Origin of the sequence: Sphaerimonospora thailandensis, from assembly GCF_016863115.1 — a bacterium.
In the GTDB taxonomy this organism is placed as follows: domain Bacteria; phylum Actinomycetota; class Actinomycetes; order Streptosporangiales; family Streptosporangiaceae; genus Sphaerimonospora; species Sphaerimonospora cavernae.
In genome coordinates this window covers 51,612-66,506 of the sequence record NZ_BOOG01000034.1, presented here as the reverse complement: position 1 = coordinate 66,506, position 14,895 = coordinate 51,612, and the positions used below count along the sequence as shown (strand labels likewise).

The 14,895-nt window shown below is 70.2% G+C and carries 13 protein-coding genes; 4 read left to right on the top strand and 9 right to left on the bottom strand.

Annotated elements, in window-relative coordinates:
• Position 1: 1 nt before the first annotated feature.
• The 7 genes from Mth01_RS18275 to Mth01_RS18245 form a co-directional block, all read right to left on the bottom strand.
• The gene (locus Mth01_RS18275) at positions 2 to 1,225 is read right to left on the bottom strand and encodes an NADH:flavin oxidoreductase (RefSeq protein ID WP_239089786.1); all 1,224 of its coding nucleotides are present in this window, start codon (positions 1,223 to 1,225) and stop codon (positions 2 to 4) included.
• 97 nt (positions 1,226 to 1,322) lie between these two features.
• Positions 1,323 to 1,694 carry a hypothetical protein gene (locus Mth01_RS18270; RefSeq protein WP_204017090.1) on the bottom strand — a complete coding sequence of 124 codons (372 nt, stop codon included), beginning with the start codon at positions 1,692 to 1,694 and terminating at the stop codon, positions 1,323 to 1,325.
• A 3-nt stretch (positions 1,695 to 1,697) separates the two neighbouring features.
• Entirely contained in the window at positions 1,698 to 2,435 is a 738-nt protein-coding gene (locus Mth01_RS18265) for an ABC transporter ATP-binding protein (RefSeq protein WP_204017089.1), read from the bottom strand.
• On the bottom strand, positions 2,432 to 3,199 hold the full coding sequence (locus Mth01_RS18260; RefSeq protein ID WP_204017088.1) for an ABC transporter ATP-binding protein: 768 nt from the start codon (positions 3,197 to 3,199) through the stop codon (positions 2,432 to 2,434). Before Mth01_RS18260 ends, Mth01_RS18265 begins: the two co-directional genes overlap by 4 nt.
• Entirely contained in the window at positions 3,186 to 5,408 is a 2,223-nt protein-coding gene (locus Mth01_RS18255) for an ABC transporter permease (protein ID WP_204017087.1), read from the bottom strand. Before Mth01_RS18255 ends, Mth01_RS18260 begins: the two co-directional genes overlap by 14 nt.
• Before the next feature lie 50 nt (positions 5,409 to 5,458).
• Positions 5,459 to 6,877: an ABC transporter substrate-binding protein gene (locus Mth01_RS18250; protein ID WP_204017086.1), complete on the bottom strand. Its 1,419-nt coding sequence runs from the start codon at positions 6,875 to 6,877 to the stop codon at positions 5,459 to 5,461.
• A 133-nt stretch (positions 6,878 to 7,010) separates the two neighbouring features.
• A complete protein-coding gene (locus tag Mth01_RS18245; RefSeq protein WP_204017085.1) occupies positions 7,011 to 7,772 on the bottom strand; it encodes an SDR family NAD(P)-dependent oxidoreductase in 762 nt (253 codons plus the stop codon).
• Between the two features lie 210 nt (positions 7,773 to 7,982).
• Here Mth01_RS18245 and Mth01_RS18240 point away from each other — a divergent pair, with 210 nt between their 5' ends.
• From Mth01_RS18240 to Mth01_RS18230, 3 genes are all read left to right on the top strand, one after another.
• Positions 7,983 to 8,948 (top strand): formylglycine-generating enzyme family protein, encoded by a 966-nt coding sequence (locus Mth01_RS18240; protein ID WP_204017084.1) that lies wholly within the window; start codon positions 7,983 to 7,985, stop codon positions 8,946 to 8,948.
• A gap of 117 nt (positions 8,949 to 9,065) precedes the next feature.
• Positions 9,066 to 10,706 (top strand): class I adenylate-forming enzyme family protein, encoded by a 1,641-nt coding sequence (locus Mth01_RS18235; protein ID WP_239089784.1) that lies wholly within the window; start codon positions 9,066 to 9,068, stop codon positions 10,704 to 10,706.
• 24 nt (positions 10,707 to 10,730) lie between these two features.
• Entirely contained in the window at positions 10,731 to 12,917 is a 2,187-nt protein-coding gene (locus tag Mth01_RS18230) for a helicase-associated domain-containing protein (protein WP_204017083.1), read from the top strand.
• Between the two features lie 125 nt (positions 12,918 to 13,042).
• Here Mth01_RS18230 and Mth01_RS18225 read toward each other — a convergent pair whose 3' ends face one another.
• Together Mth01_RS18225 and Mth01_RS18220 are read right to left on the bottom strand one after the other, a co-directional pair.
• Complete coding sequence (locus tag Mth01_RS18225) at positions 13,043 to 13,618, bottom strand: AAA family ATPase (protein WP_204017082.1); 576 nt, start codon at positions 13,616 to 13,618, stop codon at positions 13,043 to 13,045.
• 115 nt (positions 13,619 to 13,733) lie between these two features.
• Complete coding sequence (locus Mth01_RS18220) at positions 13,734 to 14,021, bottom strand: type II toxin-antitoxin system Phd/YefM family antitoxin (protein ID WP_204017081.1); 288 nt, start codon at positions 14,019 to 14,021, stop codon at positions 13,734 to 13,736.
• Positions 14,022 to 14,436: 415 nt separating this feature from the next.
• Between Mth01_RS18220 and Mth01_RS18215 the strand changes: the two genes are divergently transcribed.
• Positions 14,437 to 14,895: a GNAT family N-acetyltransferase gene (locus Mth01_RS18215; protein ID WP_239089783.1), complete on the top strand. Its 459-nt coding sequence runs from the start codon at positions 14,437 to 14,439 to the stop codon at positions 14,893 to 14,895.

The following is a 14,895-nucleotide window of genomic DNA, read 5'->3' as shown; positions in this document are numbered from 1 at the left end:
TCTACGCCTGCCTCCTCGTCAGCGGGCCGGTCAGAGGGCCGGTCAGCACGCAGTGGGTGCCGCCGTAGATCGCGGTCATGCACTTGTTGCAGTGGATGCACAGGGAGCGGACGCTCGCGTCGTCCTTGATCCGGTTGATCAGGTCGGGTTCCCGCAGCAGCGCCCGGGCCATCGCGACGAACTGGAAGCCCTCGCGCATCGCCTGGTCCATGACGTGCTTGCCGGTGATCCCGCCGAGCAGGATGAGCGGCATCGTGACCGCGGCGCGGATCTGCCGCGCGTCGTCGAGCAGGTAGGCGTCCTTGTAGGGGTAGGCGCGCAGGAAGTGTTTGCCGACCAGCTTGACGCCGAGCTTCACCGGCTGGGGCATGACCGCGGCGAACTCCCGCAGCGGCGCGTCGCCCTTGAACAGGTACATCGGGTTGAGCAGCGAGCTGCCCGCGGTGAGCTCCAGAGCGTCGAGCGAGCCGTCCTGCTCCAGCCACTGGGCGACCTTGATCGCCTCGTCGAGCCAGAAGCCGCCGGGCACCCCGTCGTCCATGTTGAGCTTGGCGGTGATCGCGATGCGGTCGCCGACGGCGTCCCGTACGGCTCGGGCGATGTTCCTGGACAGCCGGGCGCGGTTCTCCAGGCTTCCGCCGTACTCGTCTTTGCGGTGGTTGACCTTCGGGCTCAGGAACGAGCTGGCGAGGTAGTTGTGGCCGAGGTGGATCTCGACGGCGTCGAATCCGGCCTCGACGGCCATCGTGGCGGCGTCGGCGTGGGCGCGGACGATCCGGTCGAGGTCGGCGCGGGTCGCCGCCTTGGTGAAGCTCGTGGTGGTCGCGTGGAAGTGCCGGCTGGGACCGAGCGCGGGGAGCTTGTTGGACTTGGGGTTGGCGACCGGGCCGGCGTGGCCGATCTGCGCGGCGACCGCCGCGCCTTCGGCGTGCACCGCCTCGGTCAGCTTGCGCAGGCCGGGCAGCGCCTCGGGCCGCCACTGGATCTGGCGCCGGTCCGTCCGCCCCTCGGGAGCCACGGCGCAGTAGGCCACCGTGGTCATCCCGACTCCGCCGGCCGCGTGCCGGACGTGGAAGTCGATCAGCTCGTCGGTGACCAGACTTTTACGGCTCAGCCCTTCGTATGTGGCCGCCTTGATCACGCGGTTGCGCAGCGTGACCGGGCCGAGCTTCGCCGGGGCCAGCACGTCCGGGACGGCCGGGTCCCGGGGCGGTGTCTGAGTCAAGGGGTCCTCCGTCGGGTGGAATGGCAGCGTCGACGTTAGTCAGCGGCCGGTTTCGGATCCGGGCAGATCCCGCTGACCGGAACGTTCCGGCCAGGCCTCAGCCCCTCCTGCTCACGGCGGAGATCGATTCGAGCGCCGCCGCGATCTGGTCGGTTTGCGCCTGCGCCTCCATGAGTTGGCGCAGCAGCCACAGCCGCAGCACCCGCGCCACCGCCGCGGCGAGGTAGAGCGCCGCACCCAGCACGATGACGCCGACGCAGGCCGTCGCGAGGATGTGGAGGGAGGCGATGTTACGGAGGTCGTCCTGGGTGAGCGAGTTGTTGTAGGAGACGAGGGCGCCGATCACGCCGCCGATCATCAGCACCGCGCCGACGATCCGCCACTTGCCGTCATGGCGGGACTGGTCGGCCTTCAGCTTCAGCTTCGCCGCGTCCGTCCTGAACTGCTCGCGTCGTTCCTCGGTCAGCATTTCTCAGCCTCCTAGATAGCTGCTTGACAGTTGGTCCTCGATCTCGGCCGGCGCTCCGGCCGAGACGACACGCCCGTTCAGCATCAGCGCGGCGGTGTCGGCGATGGGCAGCACCGCGCGGGCGAACTGCTCGGCCACCAGGACCGACAGCCCCTCGGCGACCAGCTGCGCGACCGTGTCGTACATCTGGGTGACGATCATGGGGGCGAGTCCCATGGACAGCTCGTCGAGCAGCAGGACCGCCGGGTTCGTGCCGAGGGCCCGCGACAGCGCGAGCATCTGCTGCTGGCCGCCCGACAGCGAACCGGCGAGCTGGTCGCGCCGCTCGGCGAGGATCGGAAACCGGGAGTAGGCCGCCTCCTCCACGTCCCGCAGCCGCGCGCCGGTGCCGGTGGCCACCCACAGGTTCTCCCGCACGGTGAGGTTGGGGAAGATCCCCCGGCCCTCGGGGATGGAGCAGACGCCCAGCCGTGCCGCGTCCTCGGCGGACACGCCGTTCACCCGGCGGCCGGCGAACCGCAACTCGCCGCCGGTGACCGGGAGCAGGCCCGCGCAGACCTTCATGGTGGTCGACTTGCCGCCGCCGTTCGGCCCGAGCAGCGCGACGACCTTGCCGGGCCCGACCCTGAGGTCCACGCCGTGCAGCACCTCGATCGGGCCGTAGGCGGCGCGCACGCCGGAAAGCTCCAGCAGCGGCGCCGGCTCTTCCGCGCCGGACCCGGCTCCCGTGCCGTCCCTCATGGCGTGACCTCCTCCGTCCCGATGTAGGCCGCGATGACCTCCGGCGACTCCTGGATCTCCTTCGGGGTGCCGGACGCGATGACCTTGCCGTAGTCGAGCACGTGGATCGTGCCGCACAGCTTCATCACCAGCGGGAGGTCGTGCTCGACCAGGCAGACGGCGATCCCCTCGGCGGCCAGGCCGGTCAGCAGCTCGGCGAACGCCTCGGTCTCCCGCTCGGTCTGGCCGGAGGCCGGCTCGTCGAGCAGCAGCACCCGCGGCGAGGTCATCAGGGCCCGGGCGACCTCCACGACCCGCGCCCGGCCGGTCGGGATGTCCGACACGTCCAGGTCGGCGATGTCGCGCAGGCCCGTCCGGTCCAGGATCTCGTCGGTCCGCCGGTCGACGTCGATGCCGCGCCCGCCGCCGGCCGCCCGCGCGATGTCCCCGGCGACCCTGATGTTGTCGCGCACCGACAGCGACAGGAACAGCTCGAGCCGCTGGAACGTGCGGGCCATGCCCAGGCGGGCGCGCCGGGCCGGAGGCAGTCCGGTGATGTCCTCGCCGTCCAGCAGGACCCGGCCCGCCGCCGGCCGCTGCAGCCCGGTGATCGTGTTGAACAGCGTGGTCTTGCCCGCGCCGTTCGGGCCGATCAGCCCGGTGATCCGGCCTTCGGTAACGCCGATGCTGACGTCGTTGACGGCCGTGTTGCCGCCGAATCGGACGGTGACGCCCCGGGTTTCGAGCAGGGGTGTCTGAAGTGGCGGTGGCTCAGGCGACTGCATGCCTGTCTCCTCCCAATGCCGGCGCCAGGCCGAGTTCGCGGTCGAGCCGGTCCCGCAGCTCCGGTGTGTACGGCTCGTCCACGCCGACCAGCTCCAGCGGGGTCTCCCGTACGGCCGTGGGCGCGAGCATCCGGCCGAAGACCGGCAGCATCATGACCAGGCACGCGGTGAGGACGGCGAACCACCAGTTGCCGATGACGCCGGTCAGCGCCAGCACGTACAGCACCGCCTGGGCGGCGGCGCCGCCGATCAGCACGGGCCGGGCGTTCCGCAGCGCCCGGTAGCTCTCGAACAGGTCGTGCACCATGCCGCTGGGGTTCTTGCCGACGCCCATGCCTATCAGGGCGGTGGCGACCATCGCCAGGTGCCCGAGGGACTTGAAGATCGTCTCCATCGGCGGGGTGGCGGCGGCCAGGTCGTTGAACGTGCCGATGATGATGGTGAATCCGACGCCCGACATCAGACCGCCGAACAGGGCGCCGCTGACATAGCCGATGCCGCCCACGACGGTGAGCATCACCAGCGACAGGCTCGCCATGATGTGGAAGTTGTCACCGGCGACCGATCCGCCGGCGCTCGCCATGAGCACGCCGCCGAGCCCGGCGATCGCCGCCGACAGCATGAAGACGCCGAACTTGAGCTTGACCAGGTTCTGGCCGAGCATCGCCGAGGCCGCCGGGCTGTCCTTCATCGCGGCGAGCCGCCTGCCGTACCCGCTGTTACGCAGCGCGACCAGGCCGATGGCGATCAGCGCGAACAGCACGGTCGCGGTCATCAGCAGTGTCCTGCCGTCGCGCAGGTCGAGCGGGCCGACCTGGAGCGGCGGGACGATCAGCGTGCCGTTCGGGAACAGCGAGAACGTCACGCCGAACAGCGTGTGCTCGGTGGTGTCGCGCAGCACCATGTTCGACAGGAACACCCCGAAGGCCATGGTGGCGAGCGCCAGGTAGAGGCCGCGCAGCCGCAGCGCGGGCAGGGCGACCAGCCCGCCGACGACGGCGGTCACGAGCACGGCGAGCAGGACGCCCCACGGGGTGAGCCGGGCCGCCAGGCCGGTGCCGGTGATGCCGAAGTGGAACGCGACGATCGTGGCGACCGCGCCGAACGACAGCGGTGCCAGGTTCAGCTCGCCGGCGTAGCCGGTGAGCACCGTGAGCGACAGCGCGATGATCGCGAACGTCATGCCGAGCCCGAACGTGGTGATCGAGGTGTCGTCCATCAGCAGCGCGAGCAGGAAGACCCCGGCCACGAGGGCGGCCCCCGACGTGACGGCTTTGCGCACGGTCGGCGCCCGGTACCGCTCGCGGGTGCGGATCGCCGCGCCGCGCAGCCGGTCCTGCGGCAGCACGATGAGCACGACGAACAGGATGATCATTGGAAGTGAGACGCGGAGGTTGCCCGCCCACGTCCAGTCTGTCGGGAAGTAGGCCGCCACGTAGGTGGCGGCCAGGCCGAGCACCATCGCGCCGGCGAACGTGCGCGGGATGCTGCGCAGCCGGCCGAACATCGCCGCCGCGAACGCGTCGATGACCAGCAACGTCAGCGCGTTGGCCTCGAGCGCGCCGCCGCCGACGGGGGTGATCAGGACGCCGGCCAGCACGGCGAGGGTCGAGCCGAGCGCCCAGGAGAGCATGGCGATCCGGTCGGGGTTGTGCCCGCATCGCCGCAGGAGGTCGGGATCGTCGACGGCGCCCCGCATGACCACGCCCACCCGGCTGCGGGTGAACAGCACCCGCAGCCCGACGGCGATCGCGGCGGCCGCCAGGAGGCAGATGATCTCGTGGTAGCGGATGACCACGCCGGAGAACTCGACCTTCGCGCCCGCCCCGAAGAACATCTCCATGATCCGGGCGTCTTCCGGATGCCAGATCCACTGGGAGAGGAACAGCATGCCGAGCAGGATCGCCACCGTGACGACGATCTTGGTGACGTCGGCGGTGTCCCGCAGGCCCTTCATGATCAGCGCGTGCAGGGCGGCGCCCATGGCGGGCCCGACGACGCCGACCACGATGATCAGCGACAGCCACATCGGCAGGCCCCACCCGTAGGTGAGCTGCCAGTAGAGGAACGTGCCGAGCATGGCCTGCGCGCCATGGGCGAAGTTGAAGATTCCCGAGGTGTTGTAGGTGAGGACCAGCCCGGAGGCGGCGATGGCGTACACCGCCCCCAGGACGAGCCCCAGAATCGTGAAGGTCAGGAACGTGGTCATGCGGTTGCCCTCAATGAGGCGATCAGATGACGGGGATCAGATGACGGGGATCAGAGCTGCGGCTTGATCACGTTGGGGGTGAGGAAGGTGGTGGCGACCCGGTCCTCGTTGAGCTTGGTGCCCCACGTCGACGGGTCGGTCTTGAGCACGTTGCTCTTGTCACAGGCGAACTCGCCGACGTTGGCCGGGGCGACCTGCTTGTAGGTCGATCCGGTGAGCTTCACCATCAGCGCGCAGCTGGCCGGCAGGTTGGCGCCGGGATCGGTCGGAGCGTGCAGGCCTCCGCCGGTCCACTCGTGCACCTGCGACAGCTTGTTGACCATGCACTGGCGGGTGAGGTCGGAGCCGCACTCCTTGGCCGCGGTCGCCCACAGCAGGAACGCCGAGGTCGCCTGCATGCCGAGCAGCGCGGTCTTGCCGCCCTCGGCGCCCACCAGATCGAGGTACTTCTTGACCGCCGGGACCTGGTCGGCGTTCTCGAACGGCTGGAAGATCAGGCCGGCGTGGATGTTGTCGCCCGCGCCCGAGGTGTTCCACTTCGCGACGGCCTGGCTGTACCAGGTCGCCTCGAACACCAGCGTCGGCTTGGCGCCGACGCGGTCGAGCGCCTCCAGCAGACTGAACATGGCCGGGTCGGGCGTCTTGGAAGTCCACAGCACGTCGACGCCGCACGCCTTGAACTTCTCGGCGAACGGCACGTAGCTGGGGTCGCCCTCGTTGTTGAGCTGGACGCCGCAGTCCTTCGGCGTGATGCCGAGCTCCTTCATGGCGGACTTGACCTTGTTGCTGCCCGTGATCACGGCCGGTGAGGTGGACGTGACCAGGTCCACCTTGTCCTTGATCTGGGGGAAGGTCTCGGCGGCCAGCTTCAGCGGAGCCGCGTTGTAATGGTCGACCGGGTAGGGGACCGACTCGAACTTCATCGGTCCCATCGCCGCGTTCGGGCCGACGGTGAAGCCCGCGACCGTCGGCAGGTTGCACGCGACGCGGTACTGCTCGGCCGCCTCGTCCATGGCGAAGCCCTGGCCGACGAGCATGAAGTCCTGCTTGCAGGCCTTCTGCATGACGGTGGCCGTCTGCATGTACGCGGCGTCGTACTGGTTGCCCTTGATCTGGCGGCCGTTGATGCCGCCCTGCGCGTTACACCATTTGATCATGGCGCTGACCGCGTCGCCCATCTCCTTGGACAGGCCGGGCGCCTTGGGGAAGCCGCGGTCGTCGCCGTAACCGATGGTGATCGTGGTGTCCGTGACGCCCTGGTCGGTGGCGCCCTTGGCGTCCCCCGGCCCACAGGGCGAGGGCAGCGTGCCGAACATCTCCTGGCCGCCGGCCGAGGCGGCGGGCGTGGCGGCCCCGCCGTCGCCGGCCACGGGGGCCGGCGCCGATCCGCCGCGCTCGCCGGCACAGGCCGTCAATATCGAAAGCACCAGGGCGCCGGCCGCCACGCGGGCGATCGCCTTGCCGTTCATCAAGGTTCTCCTCTCACTGACCGCATGACGGCGGGCAGGTCTTCGGGGGGTACAGCACTGCTTGGGGTGAGGGCACCGCTTGAGGTGAGGGCACCGCTTGGGGTGAGGGCACTGCTGGGAGGTACGGCACGGCTCAGCCGAAGAAGGCCTGTCCGCCGTCGAGAGGCACGGTCGCGCCGGTCAGATAGCGCAGGTCGGGGCCGACGAGCGCGACCACGGCCCGGCCGATGTCCTGTTCGCAGTCGCCGATGTAGCCCAGCGGGATCGTCCTGCGAAACTCCGCGGCCTCGGCGGGAGCGGCCTGCGCCCAGCGCTCCAGCGCCGGCGAGAGCGCGTGCGGAGCGATGGAGTTGGCGCGGATGCCGTCCGGTCCCCACTCGGCGGCGGCCGTCCGGGTCAGCGACCGCAGGGCCTGCTTGGCCGCGGCGTAGGCGCCGTAGGTGGTGGGATCCCACCGGACCATCGCCGAGGTCACGAGGTTGACGATGCTGCCGCCGCCGCGCCGCTTCATGTGCGGGTGGCAGGCCTTCATGAACGCGAACGCGGCGAACGGGCCGGTGCGGAAGCCCTTCTGGAAGGCCTCGTCGCTCAGCGACAGCAGCGGGCCCTGCGAACCGGAGTAGGCGTTGTTGACGAGGATGTCGACCCCGCCCAGCCGTCCGGCCACCTCCTCCACGACCGCGGGAATCGCCGCCGTGTCGCTCACCTCGCACAGGAACGCCTCGGCCCGCCCCCCGCGCTCACCGATCAGCGCGCAGGTCGCCTCCAGCTTCGCCATCGTGCGGCCGAGCACCGCGACAGACGCGCCTTCGGCTGCGAGAGCGAGCGCGATGCCCTGGCCCACCCCCTGACCGGCACCCGTGACAATTGCGACTTTTCCGTCCAAACTTCCCACAAGTCGTCCATTCCGCCGAGTCTTGGAACCGCAATAGTGATGTGGCCCGGCACACCCGGAGGGCCGAGTCTCGCTCACCGGGAACAGGCTTTCCGGCTGCGTGACGGCATCGTGGATCGGTCCCGGTCACCGGGAGACGCGACCACCGGGCGGCCGACATTAGGTTGGGTGGGAGAAACGCCGCGTCAGCCGTACACGAGAAGGACCCGCATGACCAGCTGCTGCTCTCCCGGTAGAGGGTCGGCGGACCACCGGGCCACGCCCGCACCGCCCGCACCGCCCGCACCCGTCCGCCGCGGCGACCCCGCCGACGATCCCGTCAAGGGCATGGTGGGCATCCCCGGCGGGACCTTCCTGATGGGCGGCGAGGACCCGGACGGCTGGGCGGCGGACGGCGAGGGACCGATCCGCGAGGTGACGCTGAGCCCGTTCCTCATCGACCCCGTGTGCGTGACCAACGCGAAGTTCGCCACTTTCGTCAAGGCCACCGGCTACGTCACGGACGCCGAGCGGTTCGGCTGGTCGTTCGTCTTCCACCACGTCGCCGACCGCCGCCACGTCATCGACGGCCATGTGCCCGGTGCGCCCTGGTGGCTGGCGGTCGCCGGCGCCACCTGGCGCTCCCCCGAGGGGCCCGAATCCGGCATCACGTCACGGCAGAACCATCCCGTCGTCCACGTCTCCTGGAACGACGCCGCCGCGTACGCCGCCTGGGCGGGAAAGCGCCTGCCCACCGAGGCCGAGTGGGAGATGGCCGCCCGCGGCGGGCTCGTCCGGGCCCGTTATCCCTGGGGCAATGAGCTGACCCCGCGTGGGCGGCACCGGTGCAACATCTGGCAGGGCCGGTTTCCGCAGGTGAACACCGCGGAGGACGGTTACGCGGGCACCGCGCCGGTCAAGTCCTTCGCGCCCAACGGCTACGGCCTGTACAACGCCTCCGGCAACGTGTGGGAGTGGTGTGCGGACCGGTGGAGCACCGACTGGCACGTGGCCGAGTCCCCGCGGACCAGGATCGATCCGCAGGGCCCCCCGGCGGGCGACGGCCGCGTGCTGCGCGGCGGCTCGTACCTGTGCCACGACTCCTACTGCAACCGTTACCGGGTCGCCGCGCGCACGGGCAACACCCCTGATTCGTCCAGCGGCCACACCGGCTTCCGCTGCGCCGCCTCGCGGTGAGCCCGGTTCGCACGCCCGACCCTGAAGGTCACGTGTCCCGGTGACCGGGAGCCGCGGCATCCCGCATCCGGCGTTTGCCGACAATTCCGGCTACCGGGATGAAGGGAACCGATAGGCATGTCGACAGATCCGAAGATCGCGATGGCGGCGATCATGGGCCGTCTCACCGGCCCGGGCGGCGCATTCGAACTGGCCGAGGAGGACGTCCTCGGCGCGCGGATGACCGTGTTCAAGAACCGCCGGCGCAATCTCGGCGAGGTGCTGGCCGACTCGGTCCGGTACGGCGACCGTGACTACATCGTGACCGCGACCGAGCGGCTGAGCTTCACCGAGCACGCCCGCCAGGTCGCCTCGCTGGCGAAGGCGCTGCGCGAGGAGTTCGGCGTGCGCCCCGGCGACCGGATCGCGATCAACGCGGCCAACCATCCCGGCTGGATCATCTCGTTCTGGGCGGCCATCGCCGCCGGCGCGATCCCGGTCGGCTACAACGCCTGGTGGACGGCCCGGGAGGTCGAGTACGCCCTGGGCCACACCGAGCCGAAGCTGCTCGTGGCCGACGCCAAGCGGGCCGCGCTCGCCGCCGGCGTGACGGTGCTGACGGTCGAGGAGGACGTGCCGCGGCTGGCCCGCCTGCACCCCGAAGCACCGCTGGTCCCACACGCCGCGGCCGAGGACGACCCGGCGGTCATCCTCTACACGAGCGGCACCTCCGGCCGGCCGAAGGGCGCGGTGCACTCCCACCGCAACCTCACCTCGGTCATCGAATACCACCGCATGAACGACGCCGTGGCCCTCGCGTTCGGCGACCCCACCGATCCGGCCGACCGGCGCTATCTGCTGGCGCTGCCGCTGTTCCACATCGCGAGCCTGCACAACCTCGCCGTGCCGCGCCTGGCGACCGGCAGCGCGATCGTCCTGCACCAGGGCGCCTTCGACGTGGACACGGTGCTGCGGCTGATCGAGAAGGAGCGGGTCACCAACTGGGGCGCGGTGCCCACGATGGCGCACCGGCTGATCGAGCACGGCGACCTGTCGACGTACGACATGTCCTCGCTGACCGCGTTCTCCCTGGCGTCCGCGCCGTCGTCGCCGGCGTTCAAGGAGAAGCTGCGCGGGGCATTCCCCCCGGCGAAGGACGCCCTGGTCGACAGCTACGGCCTGACCGAGACCTGCACCGCCGTGACGGTGGCGACCCCCGCCGACCTGGCCGAGTCGCCGGGGACGCTGGGCCATCCCCTCGCGACCGTGCGACTGGAGATCCGCGACCCCGAGGGCAACGCGCTGCCCGAGGGCGAGGAGGGCGAGATCTGCGTGCGGAGCCCGTACAACATGCTCGGCTACTGGCGCGATCCCGAGGCCACCGCGCGGGCGATCGACGCCGACCGGTGGCTGCACACCGGTGACATCGGCGTGGTCGAGCGGGGCCGGGTGCGCCTCACCACCCGCCGGTCCGACCTGATCCTGCGCGGCGGCGAGAACGTCTACCCCGCGGAGATCGAGAACGCCCTCGCCGAGCACCCGGGCGTCCGCGAATGCGCGGTCATCGGCACGCCCCACCCCGACCTCGGCCAGGAGGTCACCGCCGTGGTCGTCGTCGACGCCGGGCAGCCGGTCGGCGAGGACGAACTGCGCGCCTTCCTCGCCGAGCGGCTCGCCTACTTCAAGGTCCCGTCGCGGTGGCGGATCACCGGCGAGCCCCTCCCCCGCAACGCCACCGGCAAGGTGATCCGCCGCGAGATCGAGAAGTCCGTCCAGTGACCAGGCGCTCGGTATGCTGCCCGGGTGAGCAGCGAACGGCACCTGGCCGACTGGCTGAAGACGAGGAGCCGTGAGCAACTCGACCTGATCCTCGCCCGCGGCGGCCTCGTCAAGGGCGGCGTGGCCAGGCGCGACCTCCCGCGCGTGCTGCTGCAGCACCGGGTCGCGACCTCGCTCATCGGGTTCTGCACGCTCCCGCAGACTCAGACGCTGGCGGCCGTGGCCTGGTTGGCCGAGCGGCAGTACGGCTCGATCGGCGGTGAGTTCTGGCGCGCCGAGGACCCGGCGGAACGGGCGGTACCCCGCACCCGCGTGATCGACCTGCTCGCCGGAGCCGACGCGAGCCTGCGGGCCGCCGCGGAGGCCACCTTGACCGAGCTGGCCGACATGGCGCTGGTGCTGCCGCCACACGGCGACCAGGTGATCGTGCCGAACGCGGTCCACGCGCACCTGGCCGGCGCCCTGGGCCTGGGCCGCCCGGCCGGTCAGCTCATCGCCGCATACTTCAACGCCCCGGAGGTCCACAAGATCGCGATGGGGCTGGGCTTTCCGAAAGCCGCCGGGCGGGACGCCGCCGAGCGCAACGTGGTCGGCTTCCTTACCGACCCGGCGCGCGTACGCGCCCTGCTCGCCGAGGCCCCCGGATCCGTCCGGGAATGGGTGACCACCATCGCCCGGCACGGATCACGGGTGCGCACCCACGCCTTCCACCATGGCGGGGTCTACGGGTACAACCCGAACAACAAGTTCGTCTTCCACCCCGGTGGATCGGGCGACCCGAACACCGACTGGCTGACCGCTCGCGGGCTGCTGCTGCCCGCCGGATCGCTCGATGTGGCCGAGCTTCCGTTCGAGGTGGCCGAAGCCGTCCTCGGCGAGGTGCGCGCACCGTACACGCCCGAGCCGCCGCAGCCCCCGGCCGACCTGCCCGCCGTCGACGGCGTCGAAGGAGCCGGCCAGATCGCCCTGACCACCGCGGCCAGTCAGATCGAACGCCTGCTGGCCGCCTGCGCCACCGAACCCCTCTCGCTTCGCAAGGCCGGCGGAGTCGCGGTCCGCGACACCAAGCGCGTCGCCAAGACCGTCGGCGTCGACGATCAGATCGCCCGGCTCTGGCTCGATCTGACCGCCCAGGCGGACCTGCTGGGCCTGCACGCCGAGCCCGTCCCACGCCCCAAGGGCCATCGCGGCAAGCTGCCGGAACCCGTCGTCACCGCCCTGCCCACCGCCCGCTACGACGCCTGGCTGGAGCAGCCTCCCATCCGGCGGATGGTCCCCATCCTCGCCGCCTGGGCCACCGTCCCGGAGATCTTCACGTACTGGCCCGACCCCGACCAGACCGCGGTCGCGCTGATCCAGCCCAGCGACCCCGAAGCGGTCGGCCTTCGATACGCCCTGCTGGAGGCCCTCACCGCGCTGCCGGACGGCAAGGGCAGCGACACCCGGACCCTTCCCTACCTGCTGGCCCGGGCCGGCTGGCACCGGCCGTACCGCGTCGGCGACGGCCCCGACACCCTCGACCGGATCACCGCGACCCTGCGAGAGGCCGAACTGCTCGGCGTGACCGCACACGGCACGCTCACCACCCTCGGCCACGCGGTCATGGACCTGCTGCGCACCGGCCGCGCCTGGTCCGCTCCCGAGCCCGCCCTGACGGACGCGCTCACCGGCATGCTTCCGCCGCCGCAGACCACCGCCTACTTCCAGGCCGACCTGACCGCCGTGGTCGGCGGCATCCCCGACGTCCGGCTCGCCGCCCTCCTGGACGCGGCGGCGAAGCGGGAGTCGGAAGGCCACGCCGTGGTCTGGCGGTTCAGCGCCGCGACCGTGCGGCACGCCCTCGACGCCGGACACGACGCCACCGACCTGCTCGCCCGGCTCTCCGCGGCCGCCCAGGCCCCGCTGCCGCAGCCCCTCGTGTACCTGGTCAAGGACGCCGGGCGAACCCATGGCCGGATGCGCGTCGTCCGCTCCGGCTGCTGCATCCGCTCCGACGACGAGGCCCTGCTCGACGAGCTCGCGCGGGCCAGGGCACTGCACAAACTCGGCCTGCGGAAGATCGCCCCCACCGTGCTGATCAGCTCCGCCGGTGAGCGGGAAACCCTCGCCGGATTACGGGCCGCCGGCTACACCCCCGTCCTGGAAGCCGAGACCGGCGCCACCGTGGTCGAGAAGACCTCCCAACGCCGCGCCCCCGCCCGCCGCATCTAACCAGGTAAGCCCGGGGAGGGGCCTACTTCTCGCCGGTGATCAGATATTCGACGTCACGGCAGAACTTGGCGAAGGAAGGCGAGTTCGCGCGGGACATCTCCAGATCGTCATGATGGTGGGCGGCGTCACGGCCTCTCTCCGGTGTGGGCGGATGGTGTCATGAGTCCGCTGCGGTGAAGCTCCGCGATGGTCATGACCTTGTCGGCCACGAGCGAACGAACTGACGCGTTCACTGGGCCCACCCTGCTGACGCCGTCAGAGTTGGCCGCCACGAGAAGGTGCGACAGATCCGCGCTCTCGTTGTCAAGCAGGTCCGAGCTCTGGCTGGTGACGATCACCTGGGTTCGGTGCGAGGCGGCAATGAACGTCCCGTAGAGGCCGCCCAGCGTAGACGGATAGAGCGCTTTCTCCGGCTCCTCGACGGCGACCAGCGGGATCTCTCCGGAGAGCGCTCTGGGTTGGAGAAGCGCGGCGAGGACACCCGCCGCCCGCAAGGTCCCCTCGGACAGGGATTCACGTTCGAAGACCGTGATCACGGGGTCGAGGAATCGTTCTCCGGCAGTGATGAAGCGCCCTTGAACGGTGGAGTAGCGCCCCTCCAGCTTCCGGTCGATCCCGACGGCGTTCTCGATGAGCGCAGCCAGCGCGGAGTCCAAGGTCTCCTTCACCATCGGGTACTCGTTCTGCAGCGCGCCCAGCACATGCCCTAGATACTCCCCCGCGGGCCCGAGAGCGTCCTTTGGACGTGGATCCTGATCAATCGCGCGCAGCACCGAGGGATCCAGATCATAGAACCGTGGCGCTCGGGCTTATCGCTCATGACACATCAATGGCCTTCTCGTCCATACCCGCCTCGGCATCGGGCTCGACGAGCCGGGCACGCTCACGCGATCGTCGGATGTCCAACTCACTCAAGTCAGGACCGGAACATAGGAACTCCTTGAAATCGAGGTGTCCCGGCTTCAGACGGCGATACTCCGCGATGTCGACCACCACGGCGACCTCCCGGTCGTGCTGGGTGATGATCTGCGGTCCCTCAGCGCGAGCACGTTCCAGCAACGCACTGAAGCGTCGCTCGGCCTGCTGCACCGACCATACGGACACGCTCGCCTCCTACTCTGTCCAAGGTGTCGCCGGGCATCTGTTTTCAGACGCCACGAACCCCGTCTTGACAGATCGTATTCCGGTTCGTACCGGCCTCGCAGACAGTCCCCGCCTCAAGGCTCCGCGGGCGCGAGCGACATCTCGGGGCGACACTCCTGCCATCGGGATCTTCCCGGCACCCAGCCTGATATGATGCTCACCAGGTTCTGAGCCTTCTCGGTGCGGATGCACTCCGCCGGGGAGGCTTTTTTCGTGCCTGGATTCGATCAGGTCCGAGGATGGTGGGCAAACCCCAGAAGGCTTCCCTCCGGATCGGTGACCGGGACCACGCGGCGTCGAAATTCCGCACCTTGCAGCAAAGGAGATTCACGTGTCAGACGTGGGTGTATGCCTCGCGAAACCTACCGATCGCCCGGTGATCGAGCGTCTTTGGCTGATGTTCCGTCACGACATGTCGGAGTTCCACGGCGTCCTGCCCAACTCGAACGGAACGTTCCGGAGAGATCGGCTTCACCTGGCATTCGGTGACGCCGACTGGGCGCCGTACCTGTTGACCAGCGGTGAGCGTCCCGTCGGCTTCGCTTTCGTCCGCGGCCTGGCCGGGACGACCCGCGTGCTCAACAGTTTCTTCGTGGTGCGCGGGGCTCGGAGAAGGGGCACCGGGCTGCGTGCCGTCCGGGAGGTTCTCGCCCGGCATCCGGGGCCGTGGGAGGTCGCATTCCAGGACCGCAACGTGACCGCGGTGCGTTTCTGGCGCCGTGTCGCCGCCGAGGTCGCCGGTGACGATTGGACCGAGGAACGCCGAGCCGTACCAGGCCATCCGGAGCTGCCGCCTGATAGCTGGATCTCGTTCGACAGTCCTGCGAGGACATGA